This is a genomic window from uncultured Marivirga sp., assembly GCF_963974845.1.
In the GTDB taxonomy this organism is placed as follows: Bacteria; Bacteroidota; Bacteroidia; order Cytophagales; family Cyclobacteriaceae; genus Marivirga; species Marivirga harenae.
The window spans coordinates 100725-121562 of record NZ_CAXBEQ010000001.1 but is presented as its reverse complement, the minus strand read 5'-3'; the positions used below and the strand labels follow the sequence as shown (position 1 = coordinate 121562).

Sequence of the window (20838 nt, the reverse complement as noted above, 5' to 3'; positions counted from 1 at the left end):
AAGTGTAAAAAATTTAATTCCAATTTGGGTTTTGGGAGATCTTTCCTTCCGAGATGTTAATTTCAGATTGCGGAATAGGGAATAATTCATGCTTCCCTGTTTCAAATCCCAAAGGACCTAAAATTTCTTCCGCACGATCAGTTCTAACTAAATCCCAATAACGTAAGCCTTCAAAAGCTAGCTCTCGGCTGCGTTCTTCGTAAATAATTTCTCTTAATTGATTTGGATCGGTTGTAGTAATATCTGACAATATCTGATCATTATCCTCCCTTGCTCTTTCTCTCACGTCATTCAGGTAATTTAATGCTTGTGCTGAATTGCCAGTTTCATTTAAAGCTTCTGCCGCCATTAACAAAACATCAGCATATCTAATCACTCTTCTATTATGCCCCCATCGATCTGCGGCTAATTCTCCTGTGGCATAAACCTTTTGGTTGTAAGTTTCGATTTCAGCTATAGCACCATCTTCAGCGTAAGTGGTATCAGGTGTGGTACCATCACCTTGAATAGTGATTCCATCAATAACATCGCCTAAAAAGATAACAGATCCATCCAGTCTCGGATCATTTTCATTATTTAATTTCTCTATCCAGGTATATGACGGCCTACCAAAGCCCCATCCCCAATTGGGAGTTCCTCTTACCCCCTGCGTATTGGCATATTGATTTCCTCCTAAGGCAAAACTATTTTCAGCAACAGCACCAATCTCAAAAACAGACTCATCACCATGTTCCGTAGCTACACGAAAAGCCATTTGAAACTCATTTTCCAAGTCATATTGCTGGGAATTAATCACCTCTAGTGCATAAGTGGCCGCTTCAGGGAATTCGCTTCTGTATAAATGGATTCTTGCTAACATGGCTCGCGCAGCACCTTTTGTAATCCTACCTGCATCTTCATCCGCATATTCTGACTTCTCAGGTAAATTATCTACAGCAAATAATAAGTCAGGGAAAATTATATCCTGATAAATGATTTCTTTATCAGTTCTTGCCAATCCATCTGGAGCTTCGGATGACTCAACTAATGGAACATCTCCAAAGGCCTGAACTAAGGAAAAATAAAAAAATGAGCGTAAAAACCGAGCCTCACCCAATAATCTGCTTTTGAGCTCCGCATTCATTTCAATAGAAGGTACTTTTTCCAAAACCAGGTAGGACCTCCTAATCCCTAAGTATAATGTTCTATACCAGGTTTCAATATTTCCATCGTCTGAAGTAAAGGTATAGTCTTGAAAATTTAAGACTTGAACTCCATCTCCCGGATTACTTCCTTTGACCATTTCATCAGTCATAATATCGATTAAAGGAAATCCACCAGAATAAATTCCCCAAATTCTTAAGGTATTATAAATACCATTGGTGGCAATAATAGCTTCTTCAGCAGTGGAGGGAAAATTACCGGCCACCAAAGTTGCTTGCGGTGGTCTCTCCAGAAATTCTTCTTTACATCCAACAATGAGAAAGAAGGCGATCAAACCGATTAATGAATATATTTTGTAAGTCTTCATCAATTATAATTTTTTAAAATGTCACATTTAAACCTCCACTTAGCACCCTAGTGGTTGGGTAAATACCATTGTCAATCACACCGCCTAATGCAGAATTACCACTCCCAATCTCTGGAGTATATCCTGAATAATCAGTCCATACAAAAAGGTTGGTTCCTCTAAAGAAAATTGAGGCATTGCTAAAATTAATCTTCTCGAGTAGGGATTGTGGTATCTGATAATTTACGGTAATTGTTCTTAGTTTTAGGAAAGAGGCATCCTCCACAAAATAATCTGAAGGTTGGTAATTAATACCTGAAAGAGAAGCTCTTGGGTCAGTATTTGAGGTTCCCTCGCCAGTCCATCTATCTAAAAAACGATCCTCGAAATTCAGAGTCGAGAATCTGATGGCTTGTTTTCCATTGTAAATACTATTCCCCATTTGTCCTGCAAAATCAGCTGAAACATTAATGCCTTTATAACCCACATTAAAGTTAAAGCCATAAACAAAATCGGGGATCCAAGAACCAATAAATGTCTTGTCCTCATCATTTAATTCTCCGTCACCATTCACATCCTCATAAATAAAATCACCAACTCTTTGCTGGCTTAAGCGAGGAAATTCCTCTAGTTCTTCTTCATTTTGAAAAACGCCTGCCACTTTGTAGCCATAAAAATACCCAATCGGTTGCCCGACCTCAGTATAGGTAACTCTTTGTCCATTGCCTAAATCTCCACCGATAATCTGCTCTGAGGCTCCTATATCTTCACCTAAATTCAGTACTTCGTTTTTATTGGTATAACCATTAATCCCCAAACCGTAGGTGAATTCCCCTATATCATCGACCCAATTTAATGCAAATTCGATTCCGCTATTGTTCACTGTGGCAGCATTAAACCTCTTCTGAACAAATGCCCCAGCACCGGCATAGCCTGGTAAGTCTAAATTTACCAGTATATCTCTTGTAGTACGATTATAGTAATCCAACTCTCCAGTTAATCGACTTTGAAACAAATCAAATTCAACGCCTAAATCATATTCTGCAGTGGTTTCCCATCTTAAATCAGAGTTCCCAGGACTTCCCACGAAAGAAGCTCCGTTAATTAGGGTATCATCAAAACCAAAAACTGTATTAACGCCAGAACCAATTCTAGAGAATTGATCATTTGCCGGAATATTTTGATTACCATTTAAACCATAACTAGCTCGAAATTTCAAATTATTCACAATAAAATTAACCGGATAGAAATCTTCATTTGAAATATTCCAACCTAATGCAGCAGCCGGAAAGTTTGCGTATCTATTATTTTGTCCAAAGCGGGATGAACCGTCTCTACGAAAAGTGATAGTAGCTAAATATCTACCATCATAAGCATAGTTTGTTCTAAATAGAATGGAAGTTAAAGCACTAGTTCCTCCACCATTTGAATTGGTCTGCAAATCTTCAGCACCAGCACTTAAATACCAAAGGCTTGGGTCAACACCTATTAAGTTTCTTCTTCCACCATTTATAAACTCCGAATTTATTTCCTGAGCGGTATATCCAATAACACTATTTATTGTGCTTTTATCGAATTCCTTATTGTAAGAAAGGGTATTTTCAAATATCCAATTTCTGCTCTCCCCAAAGCCTACACTAATACTACTTTCTTCATTTTGCTGCAAGGGGGCAACAAAATATTCTGGAGTAAAAGAACGGTTTTTACTATTACTCAAGTCAAACTGATAACTTGTTCTAAATTCAAAATCTTCCAAGAAGTAGAATTCCGCATAAAAGTTACCTAAAGCTCTTAACTCATTTCTAGAGGAGTTATTATATTCAATAGCTGCCAAAGGGTTACTTCCTTCCACCTCAGCAAAGGTGTCATCGCTATTATAAGGAGCATTGATTGGCCAGGCTCTGATTAAAGTATTCACAACGCCCGGAGGATTAGTAGCCTGAAGATTAATCCCCGTTAGATTAGTCCCAATGGTCAAGTAGGGCTTTACTTCGTAGCTCGTATTCAATTTGAAAGTAAATCTTTCAAAATCTGACTTGGGCACAATACCCTCTTGCGAGAAATATCCACCTGAAATGTAATAATTAAGTTTTTCTGTAGCCCCTTTAGCTGATAGCGTATAAGTTTGAACGGGTTGCGCATCTTGAAAAACCAAGTCCTGCCAATCGGTATCCGGGAGAATTCCAATGTTATTATATGTACCGGGATTAACGTCATTTATATAATTAGCAAATTCAGGTCCTGACATGACCCCTATTTTATTAGCAATGCTTTCAACCCCATATTCGGATGAGAAAGAAATACTACCTTCGCCTTCTTTTGCAGATTTTGTTGTTACTAGAATTACTCCATTAGCACCTCTCGTCCCGTAGATTGCTTTGGACGAAGCATCTTTCAAAACCTCCACAGATTCAATGTCATTACTATTCAAAAATCCGATTCCCCCCTCAATTATGACCCCATCTACGACATATAATACTCTATTGTCATTTAATGTATTGATACCTCTTAACCGGACGTTTGACTCTGATCCAGGCTGACCTGAACTATTCAACACCTGCAATCCAGCTACCTTCCCTTGCAAAGACTGCATCGGATCTGCAGCAGGAGCTTTAATCATCTCTTCTGACTTTACAGAAGAAATCGAACCAGTCAAATCGCTTTTTTTGATAGCTCCATAACCTACTACCACAACTTCTTCCAAGGCCTCAATGTCTTCTTCTAATTGAATGTTAATCACGCTCCTACCATTCACATTTATTTCTTGAGTTTTGTAACCAATAAATGAAAATCTCAAAGAAGCATCTTCTGCAATAGTTAAACTATAATTACCGTCAAGATCAGTTACAGTACCGCTTCCAGTTCCAATTACTTGAATAGAAACACCGGGAATAGCTTCTTTGGTAGAAACATCAGATACAGTTCCTTTTAATTCCACTTGAGCCATGGACGAACTGGCGATGAAAAATAATAACAAGACTAATCGTATAATTTTGTTCATAAGAAAACATTTTAGGCCCTAAGAGCGACCTCTACTACAACTTACTTTTAATGAAGTTAAGAGAATGTTTTTATGAATTCAAAATTAAAAAATAGATATTTTTATATTATACAATTGAGAAAAAAGGCTTTTTTCAACTTTCTATAACGCTTTAAAAACAGGAAATATATTTCGATAAAGGCTAAAGAAGCGATACTTTGATTTTGATTTCCTGTTAAAAAAACAATGAAAATAATTTTAAGGATATATTAAAATAATGCAATTATCGCTTCACTTCTACAAAATTTGTTAATCTTTCATATCCAAAGTGTAGCAGGTTATTGAGATATGCTTTACCATTATTTTCTACTTCATCGTGTACTTTTCGCTGGAAATCCCAAATGGTATTCCTCCTCATGTTCATGATCTGTGCTAGTTCATCCAACGTATAACGGTCCTCATTGAGATGGGCATAAACAATAAAGAAAGCTTTGGGTAAGTCGAATTTAATACCTTTAAAAATGGTGTATGCAGTTGGACTTTCATTGTATCCACATTTAGTGCATCTTCTAGCTAGATTCTCTTCATTAAGTTGATACTTAGTATTATCACACCTTTGGCATTCGTATCCGTTTTTCCATTTGAAAGAAGCCAAAACTTCAAGACATTGATCTTTGGTGGTGAAAATTTCTGAAAACTCAGAAAAATTTAAGTTCTTATTCAGTAGTCTTTCCCGCTGAATCTTCTTGATATTGTTTTTTAGTTTCCAATTATCCAGATCAAGCATTGAGTTAATTTCAGCGATTTCCCTCGATTGCTTATTAATTTGCTCATTTGAAACTTGTAGCTCAATATTTTTCTCATGAAGGTCTTTTGTTCTTTCCTCCACCTTCCTTTCTAGCCCTTTGTTGATCTTATTGATCACTTTTACATTTTGTTCATGTTGCGTAACAATCCTTTTTAAGGCCCTGTCTCTGTTAGCCTTCAAAATTCTTACCCTATCAGACAGGGCAAAGGTTAAAAACAACATTTCTAATATAAAGCCAATATGAAGACTATAGTAACTGAAGGTAGTAAATGGAATTACCGACCAATTGATGAGGGCTCGCATCAGAAACCCTAGGAATAGTATTCCATACGCCACAACAAAGAAACGAGCCGGTTTATATCCTCTTCTAAAAACAAAAATACTACTGACAAATATGATGGAAAGTAATATAATCTCCAGATTTCGAAATCTAAATAAAGAGGGATCAAAAAATAATGAGTAAACAAATAGTAATGATCGAGCTGTCAATACTGCTACTATCAATTTATGAAGCTTTGGCGCTCTAATTTTAGTATTCAAAAAGCGCATGGAAAATATAGATGACCAAAGAATAATTGAATACAGGGCAACGCCATAGGCCAGCTGATTCCAATTGGGTTGTTCAGGCCATAAGTATTGGTACGCTATCCCATCAATACATAGGGCATAAAAACCCACACTCAAAATGTAAAAAGTATAATAAATATACTTTATCTCTCTGATAGCCAGATAAATCAATAAATTATACAGTGAAATGATTAAAATCATTCCATAAAATATCCCATACAAAAAGTATTCATTGAGACTGTACTGTATAAAACGATCAATCCGCTTTATAGCCACTCTTATATCAGCATATTGAGAATTCCTTATTTGAATATAAGCTTCATATTCACTATTGGCATCTAACGTCAAATCAAAATTCTTGTGCTTGATTGATTTACTACTGAATGGGTAGGAATCACCCAAATTATACTTTCGATACACTCCTCTATTCTGCCTGATAAAAACATTTATGCTATCAATGGTTTGATCGTAAAACTCTAAAATATAATTTCCCTCATACTCTGGAAGCGTAAAATTCAATTTTACCCAATAAGTAGAATTCCTATTATAGTCTTCGGGTTTATAGTTGGGTTTCTGGGTAAAATTTGCCGCAAAAGATGGAGACTTCACATCTGCAAATGTTAATTGATTGCTTTTGTCCTCATATGATTGCAATTCTTTCAGACCAAGAATTATCTCATTTTGATCCTGAGTTACTTTCAAGGGATCGGAAATGAATAATGAAATAAATAATGAAAGGAAAATCATAGCCTAAATATAACCAGAATTTTGATTTTGGGCCGGGTAGTTCTATAAAATTGGAATTGATCAAGATTTTTATTTAGTCTTAAATTGCTGGACAATCATAAGTCTAGCTTTTTAATTCAATTCGCTTAAAAGGTCTTTCAAATCGAGTGGTTGTGTGTACATATCAATACCTCCTTCAGCATTCTTCGGCCAATCCTCATTTGATTTGTCCCAGTAAAGTTCTACTCCATTTCCATCAGGATCATCCAAATATAGTGCTTCAGAAACACCATGATTGGCTGCACCCGTGAGTGGATACTTAGCTTCTCGTAACCGCAAGAAGATTTCTGCCAAAGATTTTCTAGTTGGATACACTATTGCAGTATGAAATAATCCAGGATACTTTTTAGGAGCAGGGAGCGAACCTTTGCTTTGCCAAGTGTTTAGACCAATATGATGATGGTATCCACCTGCTGAAATAAAGGCGGCCTGATCACCCAACCTTTGGATAATTTCAAAACCTAAAAGCGCATGATAAAAATCCAAGGCCTTGTCGAGATCTGACACTTTTAAATGCACGTGTCCTATATGTGTCTGCGGAGGAATTTTGTAATCTTTCATAATCTAGATTTTAAAATGAACTTTCTCCCCAGTTGCCATCAAATACAATTTCAGAAATAGCTTTTCTAGCACGCTCTTTGGATTCTCTCGCCTGTAATTCTTCAGGCACATCTTTTATCTCCAATTTATATCCCAAAGCAATACCGGAAACAATTTCATAATCATTGGGAATATCAAAATCCCGTTGGATATTATCCCTTACAATTCCTGCCATCTGATGTAAATATAAGCCCATAGCGGTGGCTTGAGCAGACATATTCCCAACGGCTAAGCCTAGGTCGTGCATGTGGTGCATATTGGGTTTATCATTCTTTTCAAACGTCTTTTTAGCAAAAGTCAGCATCAGCACGGGCGCATTTTTTGCCCAACTTTGATTATTTTCATTAATTCCGCTTAAAACCTTATTGAAAAGCTCATGATGAGATTTTTTAGCTACAATAAATCGCCAAGGCTGTTCATTGAAACAAGAGGCTGCCCAGCGCGTAGCTTCAAATATTTCTTCCAATTGGTTCTTTGTCACCTCTTGATCAGAAAAAGCAATTGTGCTTCTTCGCTTTTTCAGCAGTTCCAATTGTTCTTGAGCGCTGATATTTTTATCCTCTATAGTATGATTTTTCATGTAAAAACTTTTAAGAATCTAAACGCATATTTAAATTACATGTTGCTACATAGGTTTTGATTCCCAGTCTTAAACTAACTTAGGAGATGTAACTTGAATGTCATCAAATTTCATTTCACCGCAATTAAATAAATACCACAAAAGATAAAAAAGAGCACAACAGAAAATTTACCTTAAGTAAATTTTATAATAATTTGTTAATCAATACTAATTAATATACTTTAGTATTTACTCTATAAGACAACCTTATGAATTTATATGGTATTTCAACCTAAGTTAAATTTAATGAATACCCGAAAAGCTTTTTTAAAAGAATTAACCTACAAAATTAACGGTGCTGCAATAGAGGTTCATAAGGAATTAGGACCTGGCCTGTTAGAAAGTGTATATCATCAATGTCTGATACATGAATTGAGAAACCGAAATGTTTATTTTCAGTCAGAGAGATTAATTGAAGTAAATTACAAAGGATTGAATTTAGATACTAATCTAAGATGTGACCTACTAGTGGAAAAATCAATTTGTGTCGAACTCAAAGCCGTGAAAGAAATGCTACCGATTCATGATGCCCAAATTTTATCATATATGAAGCTTTTGAAGGTGCCAAAGGGTATTTTATATAATTTCAATGTCTACAATCTTTATAACGAAGGACAAAAAACTTTTGTAAATGAATTTTTCATTTAATTAATTAAATCTCTTGACAGCAATTCAAAGTACTAGAGAAAAAATTCAAATAAGAATTGCCAGCGGCAATTCCTCTTTTGTGTTCTTTTATCTATTTTCCCGATTTTGATCGTGACAAGTTGTGGTTAATTTTACCTTATGTCAAGTCATCGCATTCTTACAGAATCAACCTAAAAGGAGATAACAATATGTTTTCTTTGTAAATTGGCATAGTCTTGAATCAAACAGCCTTAGGCTGTTTTCTTATGTGTTCTTTGGTCTCTTTTGTGGTAAAATTTCCAGCTTTAGCTAGTTTATGCCTTCTTGAAAGAAAATTTTTGTCTTTTATCAACTCTTGTTATTTAGTAGTAAACACTATTTTTGGCTTTGCCGAAATAAATGCTGTTTTATTCCATCCCAATATCCTTTTGTGTATCAAAAGACATCAATTCCTTTTCCAAATCACTTAAAATTTCCTTGGAAGTTTTTATAGAATTTTCAAACTCATCCTTCTCCTCATCTCCAGCAAAGCGAATGCTCACTTCTTGATCTAGCGGTAGGAAAATAGCTTCAAATACTTCCGATAATTGTAGTTTGGTAAGCTGCAAGATACCAGACTTTAATGCTGCTTCGGTGATTATATCTTTCCTCGATTCTTCTATCTCTCTAATCTCCTTCATAGCTGCCTCCATTCTGTTTTCGAAGAGCGTAATGTCTAAATCCAACATTCTCAAACTTTCAAATTCTGCTTTGTCCCATTGAAAATTGGGCTCATCTAATTGCGGATCAGGCAATAGAATTTCAATATTCTGATTATCATCACTGCTCACGGCCATTTGTTGCAAATCCACAAAAGCGGAAATTTCCACAGGAATTTCATAATAGGCAATAATAGGTCGGTTGGGTTTGTTCCTTCGATGCACAAAATAGACATCGTTCAATACTACTTTAGCTCCATGAAAATCTTGTTGGAGGATTACTTCTTTCACTTGTGTTTCTTCCAAGTACTTCCTTGGATGCTGCAGCTCTAAAGTAGCCCAGACTGCTAGTGGAGCTACAATTAATGTTACAACTAGGGCGGTAAACAGATACTTTTTCATTTGGTGCTGTTTTGGTGAATACAAAAGTAAATTTAAGGAAGGATATGGAGATTTGGAAATAGTAGCTTACTAACAAAAAACCACCCAGTCTCCCAGGTGGCTTTCGGTTATGAATAAACAGTGTGTGTTTATTATCTTTAATACTTTTGTCTAACATCTAGAATCTAGGTTCTAGATTCTAATCAAGACCCACACATTTCACAATCATCAGGGTTATCTAATGAACAAGCAACTTGCGCTGCTTTAAGCGCTGCTAAGTCATCTTCATTACTAGCTTGTGGTCCTTGTCCCGGACTTGGATTGCTAGGTCTGGTCACTTTAGTATCCGTATTTTGTGTGATATCCTGTGGCTTCTGTTCCGGTTGCGGCTCACCCAATTGACTCTTATCAACCGTAAACTGAATTGCACTTGTTGCCGCTTTAGATCTCAAGTAATACATACCCGTTTTCAAGCCTTTCTTCCAAGCATAGAAATGCATAGAAGTCATTTTACCAAAGTTAGGATCTTGCATAAACAAGTTCATACTCTGTGACTGACAGATATATGCTCCACGATCAGCTGCCATATCAATAATTGACTTTTGAGAAATCTCCCAAACTGTTTTATACAATTCTTTGATATCAGCCGGCACCTCAGCAATATCCTGAACTGAACCATTGGCTGCAATCAGCTTGTTCTTCATATTATCATTCCACAAGCCTCTTTCGATCAGGTCACGCATTAAGTGCTTATTCACTACTACAAACTCGCCAGATAATGTTCTTCTGGTATAGATGTTTGAAGTATATGGCTCAAAGCACTCATTATTTCCTAAGATTTGAGAAGTAGAAGCTGTAGGCATAGGCGCTACCAATAGCGAGTTACGCACACCGTTTTTCTTCACTTCTTGCTTCAAAGTAGTCCAATCCCATCTTTCGGTAGGTGTTACGTTCCACATATCGAATTGGAAAATCCCTTTAGATACCGGAGATCCTTTATAAGTTTCGTACGCCCCTTCTTTGATCGCCAAATCTTTAGAAGCGGTCATAGCAGCAAAATAAATGGTCTCAAAGATTTCTTTATTCAGTTTTCTTGACTCTTCAGAATCGAATGGATAACGCAATAACATGAAAGCATCGGCTAATCCCTGAACACCCAAACCAATTGGTCGGTGTTTCATATTTGACGTCTTCGCCTCCTTTACCGGGTAATAATTCACATCGATTACACGGTTAAGGTTTACTGTAGCTGTATAAGTAATGTCATACAATTTATCATGATCGAAGAAATTCTGTCCGTCTTCATCTTGCTGCACAAACATTGGCAAGGCAATAGAAGCCAGATTACAAACAGCTACTTCATCCTTAGACGTGTATTCCATAATCTCAGTACATAAGTTCGAAGACTTAATTGTACCTAAGTTTTTCTGATTCGACTTTTTGTTAGCCGCATCTTTATACAACATATATGGAGTCCCTGTCTCAATCTGAGATTCCAGGATTTCAAACCAAAGCTCTTGTGCTTTAACCGTTTTTCTTCCTCTTCCTTCTCTTTCGTATTTCTCATAAAGCTTCTCGAAATCATCTCCATAAGCTTCATCCAATCCTGGTGCTTCATTCGGATCGAACAAAGTCCATTCGGTATTGGCTTCCACTCTCTTCATGAATAAATCTGACATCCACATGGCGTAGAATAAATCACGTGCACGCATTTCTTCTTTCCCATGATTCTTTTTCAAATCCAAGAAATCGAAAATGTCAGCATGCCAAGGTTCAAGGTAGATAGCAAAACTACCTTTTCTTTTTCCACCACCTTGATCAACATATCTTGCGGTCATGTCAAAGTTTCTCAACATAGGCACAATACCATTGGAAACCCCACCGGTTCCTTTGATGTATGAACCTGTTGCTCTTACATTGTGGATGCTTAGTCCGATACCTCCAGCTGATTGAGAGATTTTAGCCGTTTGCTTTAAAGTATCATAAATTCCATCTATACTATCTTCTTGAATGGTCAATAAGAAACAAGATGACAATTGTGGTTTAGGAGTACCTGCATTGAAAAGTGTTGGAGTAGCATGTGTAAACCACTTTTCAGACATCAAATTATACGTTTTGATGGCTGATTCAATATCTTCCCCATGGATACCGATAGCTACACGCATCAACATATGTTGCGGGCGCTCTACAATTTTACCATCCACTTTCATTAAGTAAGAACGCTCCAAGGTCTTGAAACCAAAGAAATCATATCCGAAATCACGGTCGTAGATAATAGCAGAATCTAATTGAGCCGCATGTTTTTTGATGATACCGTAAGTTTCAGTAGAAAGCAAAGGTGCGTTTTGTCCTGTCTTTGCATCCACATAAGTGTAAAGTCTTTTCATTGTATTGCTGAAAGACTTACTTGTAGTTTTATGCAAATTGGAAATGGCAATTCTGGCGGAAAGCTTAGAATAGTCAGGATGCTTAACCGTCATGGAAGCAGCCGTTTCAGCTGCTAGGTTATCCAATTCCTGGGTAGTTACGCCATCGTAAATACCGTTAATTACTTTTCTGGCCACATCAATTGGCTGAATATAATTAAGATCTAGGCCGTAGCATAGTTTCTCTATGCGGGCAGTAATTTTATCGAACTTAACGGTTTCTCTCCTACCGTCTCTTTTTACAACTAACATGCTTTATTTATTTTATGGGGTTATAGGTATTTGTTTTAATGAGATTCCCGCCTTCGCGGGAATCACGCCTAGAAAAATCTTAGAAGTCTTCGTCCAAAGAGAATTTAGCTTTATCGCTATCTTCTTCTTTTTTCATTACACCTGCTTTTTGGTAATCCCCTACTCTCTTTTCGAAGAAGTTGGTTTTACCTTGTAATGAAATCATTTCCATAAAGTCGAATGGATTACTTGAGCCATACACTTTATCGCATTTTAATTCCTGTAATAATCTATCGGCCACAAACTCGATATACTGACACATCAAATCTGCATTCATTCCAATTAATTTAACGGGCAATGAATCAGTCACAAATTCTTTTTCAATTTCTACCGCATCTGTGATGATAGAAGTCACTTTCTCTTTCGATAATTTATTTACCAGATGATCATTATAAAGCAAACAAGCAAAATCGCAATGCAAACCTTCATCTCTAGAAATTAACTCATTAGAAAATGTCAAACCTGGCATTAAGCCTCTTTTCTTCAACCAGAAGATAGAGCAGAAACTTCCAGAAAAGAAAATACCTTCCACAGCAGCAAAGGCAATTAGTCTTTCAGCATAATTTCCTTCATCTATCCAGCGTAATGCCCAATCTGCTTTTTTCTTCACACAGTCCATCGTATCAATGGCATTGAAAAGACTGCTTTTCTCCTTATTATCTTTCACATAAGTGTCAATTAAAAGAGAGTAGGTTTCAGAGTGCACATTCTCCATTGCAATTTGGAACCCGTAAAAAAACTTGGCCTCAGTATATTGAACTTCAGCTACAAAATTCTCTGCTAAATTTTCGTTTACGATACCATCACTTGCAGCAAAGAATGCTAATACGTGTTTTATGAAGTGTGTTTCTCCTTCGGTTAGGTTTTCCCAATCCTTCATATCCTGACTCAGATCAATTTCTTCAGCCGTCCAAAAGCTAGCTTCCGCCATCTTATAAAATTCCCATATATCCTTATGTTGTATAGGGAATAAAACAAAGCGGTCTTTGTTCTCCTTCAAAATTGGTTCGTCTTGGAATGTGGTTACTTCACTCATCTTTGAAATATTTTTTAGTTACTTAATAAATTCTTCAAAGAAAACAGGGTGGTTTAGGCTAATGAATTCTTACTAAAGCAGATAGAAAAAATTACGCAGTCAAAAATCTTTTTTCTCTTCCCTATTTTCTTGGCTGTGCTTACAAATATTAGGAAGAAAGCTGAAAAATCAAAGGTCTAAAAGTTATGGACAGCAAGCTGTGGATAAGTACATATTTACTTGATTCTTAGTTCTTTATATACTTTTATCTCATCAATACTTAGGGGAATTTCGGCTGTATTCAATCATTAAAAAAAGTTGCAAAAGTTTTCCACAAGCACAAGCAAATTAGCCTTTAAAAAAATGCCAGTAGAACCGCTTTATTACATCCTTAATTATTATACAACAACCTCTCTTTCAGGTCTTCAGGCATAAATTCGATTTGCGGTTCATGCTGATTTAAGAAAAAAGCGACTGGACCGTAATATGTGTTGCCCGAAACGGGGTCTTCAAATTTACGATAAACTCCCTTCTTCATTTTATTAGATAATGCAGCTGAAACTGAGCTTCTTACTTTAGATTTATTGAGATCAGCTTCCTTTTCCATGATAAAATCCACAACTTCATTGGTCTTCACCAATTTCCGCTTAAAATCGATAAAATAGGCGATTTTCTTAGTCCAAGCCCACTGATCATGGTAAGCATTTGTTTTTTGATGCAATAAATTCTGCGTCTCATTTTCCTGAAATAGAGGGAGATTCACCAGGTTAGAAAGATGGCTATCAATCTCCTCGATCTCGGCTTTAAATTGATTGATTTTCATTTGCAAAGCCTTTTTTTTATCACCTAAAGCCTTTATATATAAGTCAGTATATTTCTCAGGAATGTTTACCTTCATTTGTCCGATATTTTATAGTTGTCTTTACTATACAAAATAAAGCATTTCAAGCAAACTAAGCAAGCAGATCAAGCGCCTAATAAGATATAATATTAATTTAAAGCTAATAAATAGCTTATACTGCTTGCATTTCAGCCTAATTAAAGCGAAGATATAATCGCTTAATAAATGTGTAGAACGATTGAGTGATAAAATACCGCTCATAATAGATAAGCTTTTGTAACTATAAATAAAATCACTATATTTGCATTCCTTTTGGGAAATAGTATACTTTATAAAACAATTATTTCAATGTACGCAATTGTAAACATAGCCGGAAAGCAGTTCAAAGTAACGCAAGACCAGTTCGTTTACGCTCCAAAGATGGAGGGTGAAGATGGCGCTTCCGTAGAGTTCGACAAAGTATTGTTAGTAGACAATGATGGAAAAGTCGAAGTAGGTGCACCTTTAGTAAAGGGCGCTAAGGTATCAGGGAAAATCCTTGGTCATGTTAAAGGCGATAAAGTAGTCGTATTCAAGAAGAAAAGAAGAAAGGGCTACAAAAAAAGAAATGGACATCGTCAAGATTTCACAAAAGTTTTAATCGAAAAAATTTCAAAATAATATAAACCATGGCACACAAAAAAGGAGCGGGTAGTTCCAAAAACGGAAGAGAGTCGGAAAGTAAACGATTAGGTGTGAAAATATATGGTGGCCAAGCTGCAATAGCAGGAAACATATTGGTTCGTCAGCGTGGTACTGCTCATCACCCGGGCAATAACGTGGGTATGGGAAAAGACCATACTTTATTTGCACTTACTGATGGAGTGGTTCAATTTAAAAGAGGCAAAAAAGATAGATCTTACGTTTCCATTGAACCGGTTAATTAGGTCTCATTAAAAAAATTGTATTCAAAGCCTTTCAATTCTATTGAAGGGCTTTTTTTATAACTCTAAATTAATAAATCTAAACTCCACTTCCGCTTATTACAGAGGGTATTCTTAAACACGCTATATGACTAATAGCCTAATCAACTGTAAGATTTAGCACTTCTTTCTGTGAGAGAATAACAAGAACACGATTACCCCAACCATATTACATCTATTAAAATGCTCTTCCGTATACAGCTGTAATTAATAACTATTATATCATCAATTTATTTATTATATTAAATGGCACTAAGTAAATAACGTTATTGATTTGAAAGTCAGACTTTTATATACCATCATAGTTACATTGATAAATATTCAATTGGTCAATGCACAAAAAACTGATAGTCTGAGACTGCAATTATCAAACTCCGATGAGCAAAAAAAAATTGAGATCCTCCACTTACTAATATTTGAAAACTGGTTAAATCAGCCAGATTCCGCTCTAAAGTATGCTGAACAAGCACTTTTTATTTCCAATAAATTAAATGATCAAGTCAATATTTCCAAGTCTTTAAGGCTTTTAGGAGGTACATATAATTATAAAGGTGAATTCGAAAAAGCATTGCAATATAACATCCAAGCTTTGGAAATAGCCAGTCAACTTAACGACTCTATCTTAATGCACAATGCCTTAAACAATATAGGATTTGTAAATATCAGTCTCGGAAACTATCAGAATGCATTGGAGTATTTAATACGATCTTATGAAATGAAGAAAAAAATAGGCGTGAAATATGGTTTAGAACATACATTGAACAATATCGGCTTAGTTTATCAGAAGGCGCTAATGTTCGACAGCGCCCATCATTACCTCCGGAAAGGGCTTCAGGTGGCTCAAAGAAATAACGATTACGATTTAATAATATATTCCCAAAATAACATTGGGAACACCCACCTTCAACAATTTGAATTCGAAAAAGCCGAAATGTATTTTAAATCTTCCTTACAACATATGGAAAACTATGAAAATAGAAATTGGCATGCTGTCTCTCTTTATGGAATGGGCCAGGTCATGCTTTTCAAGGAACAATACGATTCAGCTGTCTATTACCTCAATAGATCTTTTGAAATCAGAAAATCCATCAAAGACCAAAAAGGCATGGGTGAAATCTATCTGTGGTTGGCAAAACTATCTTTTATGCAAAGCGAATCAGAAAAGTCTTTAGCTTTATTGAAAAAAAGTGATTCCATAGCTACTAAAATTAAAGCAAAGGATTTAGTCATAAAAATTCATGAAATCGAGGCAATGATTCATCAAAAATCGGGAAATCTTGAAAAAGCAAATGATCTGTTGAGGATGAACGGAAAACTCAAAGACTCATTGTATGTAAATGTACTAAGGAGAAACTTGAGTTTAACTCCGTTAAAATTAACAGAAAATGAAAACACAATGCGATTGCAAGAAAGTGAAATTGCATTAAAGGAACAGGAATTTCAAAATTTGGTTTACATCTCTCTACTCGTATTAATAACTCCCTTTTCAATTTTATTGGTTTTAATCTTCCAGAGAAATAAAAAAATAAATAATACGCTTAAAAAGCAAAATGATAAGGTTGAGGCTCAAAAAGAGGAAATAGAATCACAAAAGGAGTATTTAGAACTGAATTTAAAGGAGTTAGAGAAAGCAAAAAATGTGATAAGTCAACAAAAAGATGAGCTCGAAATCTTAAATGAACAATTAGCGGGGACTGTTGATCAGCGTAATATAGAACTACAAACGGTCAATGACAGGCTAAGATCCACCAGTTTAGAACTTGATAATTTTATTTACAAATCTTCCCATGATATAAAAGGGCCAATAGTACGATTGATGGGTATTTGCAACCTAGCCCTACGAGATGTAGAAGATGCCAAAGCCTTGAATTATTTTAGTATGCTGGATAAAGCAGCTATGAGATTGAATGTAATTATTGAAGAACTAAAATTAATTGGTGAATTACATGACAAAACGCTTGAAAACACCCAAATAGATTTTAGAACTATTGTGCAGGAAGCCTTTAATGAAGTAATTTATATTGAGAATATAAGGAAATTCGATCTCAGCATCGACATTGAGAATAGCTTCTTATTCTACTCTGATGAGTCCATCATTAAGCTGATAGTGTTCAATATTTTACAAAACTCAATCCAGTTCATGAAGAGCGAGAATCTAAGTGACTATAAAATGCAATTCTCCATTACTCATCAACCTCAAAGCATCAGCATGATCTTTAAATTATTTGATCTAAAGTTGATTGACGAGGAGAGTAACAAACTGATGAAAGGCTTTTCTAAAGCCCAGAATGAATTTGAGAATATCAGCATCGGCCTATACACAGTAAAGCAATGTATTCAAAAATTAAATGGAAATTTCAATATCCATCCAGAGGACCATACTCACACAGTTTTTGAAATAGAATTACCTAAGGTCATTTAAACCATTATTCATCATCTTGCACATTGACAGATATGTTGCCTCCCAGACTAGTAGATATCCCGACTCTGATTCCCCAACCTTTATATTTCATATTTTCATATTGAGTAGCCACTTCAATACGGAAAAACTTCAAAATACCATCCAAAGAGTAACCTAGCTCTGCATAATTGTTACTATCTGGTGTGTAAAGGTAGTTTAAGAAAGCTCCCTCTTTAAGACCCAAAAAGCGCGTAGCAGGGATTTGTGTTATTAATAATTTCCTAAACCGATGAAAAATGAAGTTTTGTGCATAAAACTGATCGGTACTAAACCTGTAGTAATCCAATAATCTAAAGGATTCCACAGGATCGTTTTGAGTTATAAATGCTCGATTTCCAGGAAAATGAGCATAATCCATAAAGCCTAAGCTACTATTATTGAGAAATGCGCCAATATTAGTATTAAAATAAGTCTTGCCTTTTGCACCAAAATCAAACTCATCCTTATATCCAACTACCAATCGATCAAAATCCACATTGCTTCCTGCAAGATTTTTAAAGCCTTTATAATACTCAAGAGAAAAGCGTGTAGGTCTTTGGGTCACGGGTCGCTTCACTCCGTTTCTAATCACATACTTTACAAACGGCTTATAATAAAATTTAACATTTGCAGTTAATGCCGTTTGTCCGTCAAAATCATCAACAGGATTGATATTAACAGGAAAATTAGGCGTAAATTCCCGTCTCCAGTCAATTAATCTGAAATCTGCATTATTATTTAGCCTGTTTCGTTCCTCATACTCCAATTCAGCAGACATCTCAAATTTCGTAGAGAATCTTCTTTCATAATTTAGTTTCATAAAATCCTTTTCATACAGCTTCATGAAATTCTGCTCCCATATTGTCGAGAAGCTTGTGTTGAGTAGTGGATAAACGGCAGGGGCATCGTTGAATTGTTCTACATAACGTCCTACCCTAAAGGATATATCACCTGTTTTGAATTGATATTTGGCCAGGATTTTCCCAATAAATTTATTGCGAGCAACTGAATATCTTACTGTAGGCTTTAATAACGCATAAGACCTCCAATTGTAATAACTTCTGTCAATTTCATCGTTCCTTTGAGTAGTATCGTGCTTAATAGGGATAAACTTTTTCAAACCTATGCTGTAATCAATATTAAAGCCTTCCACTGTGTTGTAATGAATATTGAGAAAGGGATTGTAAATTTTAAAGTAAAGTTTACTTGCGCTATCTAATCTATAATCTCCCCCAACTAAAATATCAGTAATTTGAAAAGATGATTTCTTAGCAGACTTAACAGAATCTTTAGACAGATCTTCTTCAATTAGAGTATTTAAACTGTCAATCTTGGCATAGCCTCTGGTTTCATCAGTAGATAGTGGAATAGGACGGATTTGCGCCCAAAAATTGGAATCTTGATTAAAGGCAGAGGAATCAACTTTATAATCATATACCCCAATGATGTCTTGCTTAGCCAAGGAATCTTGTTGAGCTTTTTTATAATCTTTCATGATGTCTGCTAAGTCCTCAGATTTCACCACAACCTTTCCCTTCTTTTCTGACTTCACCAGTTCATTTGCCTCAACAATAATTTCTTCTGTCATTTTGCCCTGCTCGGCATCATCCTTATCTAAAATCTTGATATTTCTTGGTAATGCCGGATTTAACTCAATTTTATACTTACTCATGGAGGCCAAATACTTCCCTTCAAAACCTACTCCCATTAATTTACCATCCACATCAAATTGGTGCGTTATAGGCATCCAAGCTAATTCATTAATATTTTGGTAGACTTGCTGGATTCTGACCTTAATTCCTAACTCAATTTGAGCATCCAAGTCCACTCTGAATAGGGCCCAATCCTCTTCAACCAATTGAATTTCACCCTCAAACACATTAGGAGCTGGTACTTTGGGTATTACTTTAATTTTATTAATTAAATATTCACCATCCATAAAAGCTCCTAAATGCTTGAATCGATAATAACGAAATGCTTTGGAAGAAAGAGGTGAAATGACAGATGCAATTTCATCTTGATAAAAACTACCCGCTATGAATCGCATGGGGTTTGCATTAAAATCGGTCTTTTTTGAAGCATAAACTGAGATCACTTTTTCAGAAAACTGATTGGGTCTTCGATAACTCACCTCACTAACAGACTCAGTTATGATCATAGTTTCCGTATCAATTCCCTCCTTTTTTAGCATTCCTGTCAAATAAAATGGAATGTCGGTCACTCTACCCTTGCCCTTCACATAAACTGTTGCCGCATAGGCATCAATCTGCTGACGATGATAACTGCTTTTGGCTATAGCTTTTCTCATCATCCAATTCGCAGGATCAGTTGCTTTGGCCGTTGTGGTTACCTCATCCAACAGCAGACTTTGTTTTGGTAAAACCACATCCAGCCGGCTATTCTCATTTTTTACAGTTATCTCCTTCCTTACCGTTTCATAACCGACAAACTTAAATTGAAGTGTGTAGTCTCCTGCTTGTAATTGTAATTCGTAGTAAGCTTCCTGATTTGTGGACGTACCTGAACCAGTTTCCTCAACATAGATAGTTGCAAAAGGCAGGGGCTCTCCATCATCACCATAAACAACTCCTCGGACACCCTGGGCTTTGATTTGAAATATTAAACCTACTAAAATAAAGGCGGTAAATAGTTTTTTCATATTGTGGGTTCAAATGAAGGGTCAAGATATTAAAGTAAAGCTTGTTAATAGAAGCTTAATTGAAAAAGATTATATGTAAAGCTTTTTTCCTTTTATCCTATCTAAAACCTCTTCAGGGACTAAATATTTCACTGAACGATTATTTTTTATAGACTTCCTAATAAAGGTAGCTGAAATATCCATCATCGGTGCCTCGACAAAACGTACATTTTCATGTTCATCCAAATCTGATTTTTTCGCGTTGGGACGAGGATAAACCAACAATCCATAGTCCCTCAAAATGACTTCGCTGTTCTTCCACTTAGGAAAGCTTTTTAAATTATCTTCCCCAATTATTAATTTAAAATGGTGATTGGGGTTTTGATCGGTCAAATAGGCTAAGGAATCGCTCGTGTAACTAGGCTTTGGCATATTAAATTCTATGTCAGTCACTTTCATTTGGAAATTATCAGCAATGGCTGATTGCACCAAATCATAGCGGTCAAATTCATGAGCTAAAGATTTCTGTTTTTTGAAAGGACTTTGAGGCGAGACCACGAACCAAACTTCATCCACATCGGGCTCCTCCAACATGGTATTTGCAATGATCAGGTGTCCGACATGTATCGGATTAAAAGAACCAAAGAATAGACCTACATTTTTACTCATG

General features: G+C 35.8%; 15 protein-coding genes. 4 read left to right on the top strand and 11 right to left on the bottom strand.

The annotated features are described in order from the left end of the window. Positions 1-13 precede the first annotated feature (13 nt). The 5 genes from AAC601_RS00495 to AAC601_RS00475 form a co-directional block, all read right to left on the bottom strand. On the bottom strand, positions 14-1510 hold the full coding sequence (locus tag AAC601_RS00495) for a RagB/SusD family nutrient uptake outer membrane protein (RefSeq protein ID WP_303271831.1): 1497 nt from the start codon (positions 1508-1510) through the stop codon (positions 14-16). A gap of 13 nt (positions 1511-1523) precedes the next feature. Then, positions 1524-4490 carry a TonB-dependent receptor gene (locus tag AAC601_RS00490; protein WP_340152181.1) on the bottom strand — a complete coding sequence of 989 codons (2967 nt, stop codon included), beginning with the start codon at positions 4488-4490 and terminating at the stop codon, positions 1524-1526. A gap of 262 nt (positions 4491-4752) precedes the next feature. After that, complete coding sequence (locus AAC601_RS00485) at positions 4753-6591, bottom strand: 7TM diverse intracellular signaling domain-containing protein (protein WP_340152180.1); 1839 nt, start codon at positions 6589-6591, stop codon at positions 4753-4755. A 111-nt stretch (positions 6592-6702) separates the two neighbouring features. After that, complete coding sequence (locus AAC601_RS00480; RefSeq protein WP_340152179.1) at positions 6703-7191, bottom strand: VOC family protein; 489 nt, start codon at positions 7189-7191, stop codon at positions 6703-6705. A gap of 10 nt (positions 7192-7201) precedes the next feature. Beyond that, entirely contained in the window at positions 7202-7810 is a 609-nt protein-coding gene (locus AAC601_RS00475; protein WP_340152178.1) for a nitroreductase family protein, read from the bottom strand. A 285-nt stretch (positions 7811-8095) separates the two neighbouring features. On the opposite strand from AAC601_RS00475, the gene AAC601_RS00470 reads away from it, so the two are divergent. Further along, positions 8096-8497 (top strand): GxxExxY protein, encoded by a 402-nt coding sequence (locus AAC601_RS00470; RefSeq protein WP_340152177.1) that lies wholly within the window; start codon positions 8096-8098, stop codon positions 8495-8497. Positions 8498-8883: 386 nt separating this feature from the next. Here the strand turns inward: AAC601_RS00470 and AAC601_RS00465 are convergent, their stop codons facing one another. From AAC601_RS00465 to AAC601_RS00450, 4 genes are all read right to left on the bottom strand, one after another. Beyond that, positions 8884-9576 (bottom strand): DUF4230 domain-containing protein, encoded by a 693-nt coding sequence (locus AAC601_RS00465; RefSeq protein WP_340152176.1) that lies wholly within the window; start codon positions 9574-9576, stop codon positions 8884-8886. A 182-nt stretch (positions 9577-9758) separates the two neighbouring features. Next, the gene (locus AAC601_RS00460) at positions 9759-12233 is read right to left on the bottom strand and encodes a ribonucleoside-diphosphate reductase subunit alpha (RefSeq protein WP_340152175.1); all 2475 of its coding nucleotides are present in this window, start codon (positions 12231-12233) and stop codon (positions 9759-9761) included. Positions 12234-12312: 79 nt separating this feature from the next. Next, positions 12313-13308: a ribonucleoside-diphosphate reductase small subunit gene (locus AAC601_RS00455; protein ID WP_340152174.1), complete on the bottom strand. Its 996-nt coding sequence runs from the start codon at positions 13306-13308 to the stop codon at positions 12313-12315. 370 nt (positions 13309-13678) lie between these two features. Next, complete coding sequence (locus AAC601_RS00450) at positions 13679-14185, bottom strand: hypothetical protein (RefSeq protein WP_303271820.1); 507 nt, start codon at positions 14183-14185, stop codon at positions 13679-13681. Between the two features lie 291 nt (positions 14186-14476). Here AAC601_RS00450 and rplU point away from each other — a divergent pair, with 291 nt between their 5' ends. The 3 genes from rplU (at position 14477) to AAC601_RS00435 (ending at position 17512) form a co-directional block, all read left to right on the top strand. Next, on the top strand, positions 14477-14788 hold the full coding sequence (gene rplU / locus AAC601_RS00445) for a 50S ribosomal protein L21 (RefSeq protein WP_085518802.1): 312 nt from the start codon (positions 14477-14479) through the stop codon (positions 14786-14788). An 8-nt stretch (positions 14789-14796) separates the two neighbouring features. Beyond that, positions 14797-15054, top strand: a complete 258-nt coding sequence (gene rpmA / locus AAC601_RS00440) for a 50S ribosomal protein L27 (protein WP_303271819.1) — start codon at positions 14797-14799, stop codon at positions 15052-15054. Positions 15055-15364: 310 nt separating this feature from the next. Next, a complete protein-coding gene (locus AAC601_RS00435) occupies positions 15365-17512 on the top strand; it encodes a tetratricopeptide repeat protein (protein WP_340152173.1) in 2148 nt (715 codons plus the stop codon). 4 nt (positions 17513-17516) lie between these two features. Here AAC601_RS00435 and AAC601_RS00430 read toward each other — a convergent pair whose 3' ends face one another. Both AAC601_RS00430 and nadD read right to left on the bottom strand, forming a co-directional pair. Next, complete coding sequence (locus AAC601_RS00430) at positions 17517-20189, bottom strand: DUF5686 and carboxypeptidase regulatory-like domain-containing protein (protein ID WP_340152172.1); 2673 nt, start codon at positions 20187-20189, stop codon at positions 17517-17519. Positions 20190-20258: 69 nt separating this feature from the next. Further along, positions 20259-20837: a nicotinate (nicotinamide) nucleotide adenylyltransferase gene (gene nadD / locus AAC601_RS00425; RefSeq protein WP_303271816.1), complete on the bottom strand. Its 579-nt coding sequence runs from the start codon at positions 20835-20837 to the stop codon at positions 20259-20261. Between the last annotated feature and the right edge of the window lies 1 nt (position 20838).

Bases quoted from the DNA above. Each gene is read 5' to 3' on its own strand.
- nadD (WP_303271816.1), bottom strand. From the start codon at position 20,837: ATGAGTAAAAATGTAGGTCTATTCTTTGGTTCTTTTAATCCGATACAT.
- AAC601_RS00465 (WP_340152176.1), bottom strand. From the start codon at position 9,576: ATGAAAAAGTATCTGTTTACCGCCCTAGTTGTAACATTAATTGTAGCT.
- AAC601_RS00485 (WP_340152180.1), bottom strand. From the start codon at position 6,591: ATGATTTTCCTTTCATTATTTATTTCATTATTCATTTCCGATCCCTTG.
- AAC601_RS00455 (WP_340152174.1), bottom strand. From the start codon at position 13,308: ATGAGTGAAGTAACCACATTCCAAGACGAACCAATTTTGAAGGAGAAC.
- AAC601_RS00490 (WP_340152181.1), bottom strand. From the start codon at position 4,490: ATGAACAAAATTATACGATTAGTCTTGTTATTATTTTTCATCGCCAGT.
- AAC601_RS00495 (WP_303271831.1), bottom strand. From the start codon at position 1,510: ATGAAGACTTACAAAATATATTCATTAATCGGTTTGATCGCCTTCTTT.
- AAC601_RS00475 (WP_340152178.1), bottom strand. From the start codon at position 7,810: ATGAAAAATCATACTATAGAGGATAAAAATATCAGCGCTCAAGAACAA.
- AAC601_RS00470 (WP_340152177.1), top strand. From the start codon at position 8,096: ATGAATACCCGAAAAGCTTTTTTAAAAGAATTAACCTACAAAATTAAC.
- rplU (WP_085518802.1), top strand. From the start codon at position 14,477: ATGTACGCAATTGTAAACATAGCCGGAAAGCAGTTCAAAGTAACGCAA.
- AAC601_RS00480 (WP_340152179.1), bottom strand. From the start codon at position 7,191: ATGAAAGATTACAAAATTCCTCCGCAGACACATATAGGACACGTGCAT.
- rpmA (WP_303271819.1), top strand. From the start codon at position 14,797: ATGGCACACAAAAAAGGAGCGGGTAGTTCCAAAAACGGAAGAGAGTCG.
- AAC601_RS00430 (WP_340152172.1), bottom strand. From the start codon at position 20,189: ATGAAAAAACTATTTACCGCCTTTATTTTAGTAGGTTTAATATTTCAA.
- AAC601_RS00460 (WP_340152175.1), bottom strand. From the start codon at position 12,233: ATGTTAGTTGTAAAAAGAGACGGTAGGAGAGAAACCGTTAAGTTCGAT.
- AAC601_RS00450 (WP_303271820.1), bottom strand. From the start codon at position 14,185: ATGAAGGTAAACATTCCTGAGAAATATACTGACTTATATATAAAGGCT.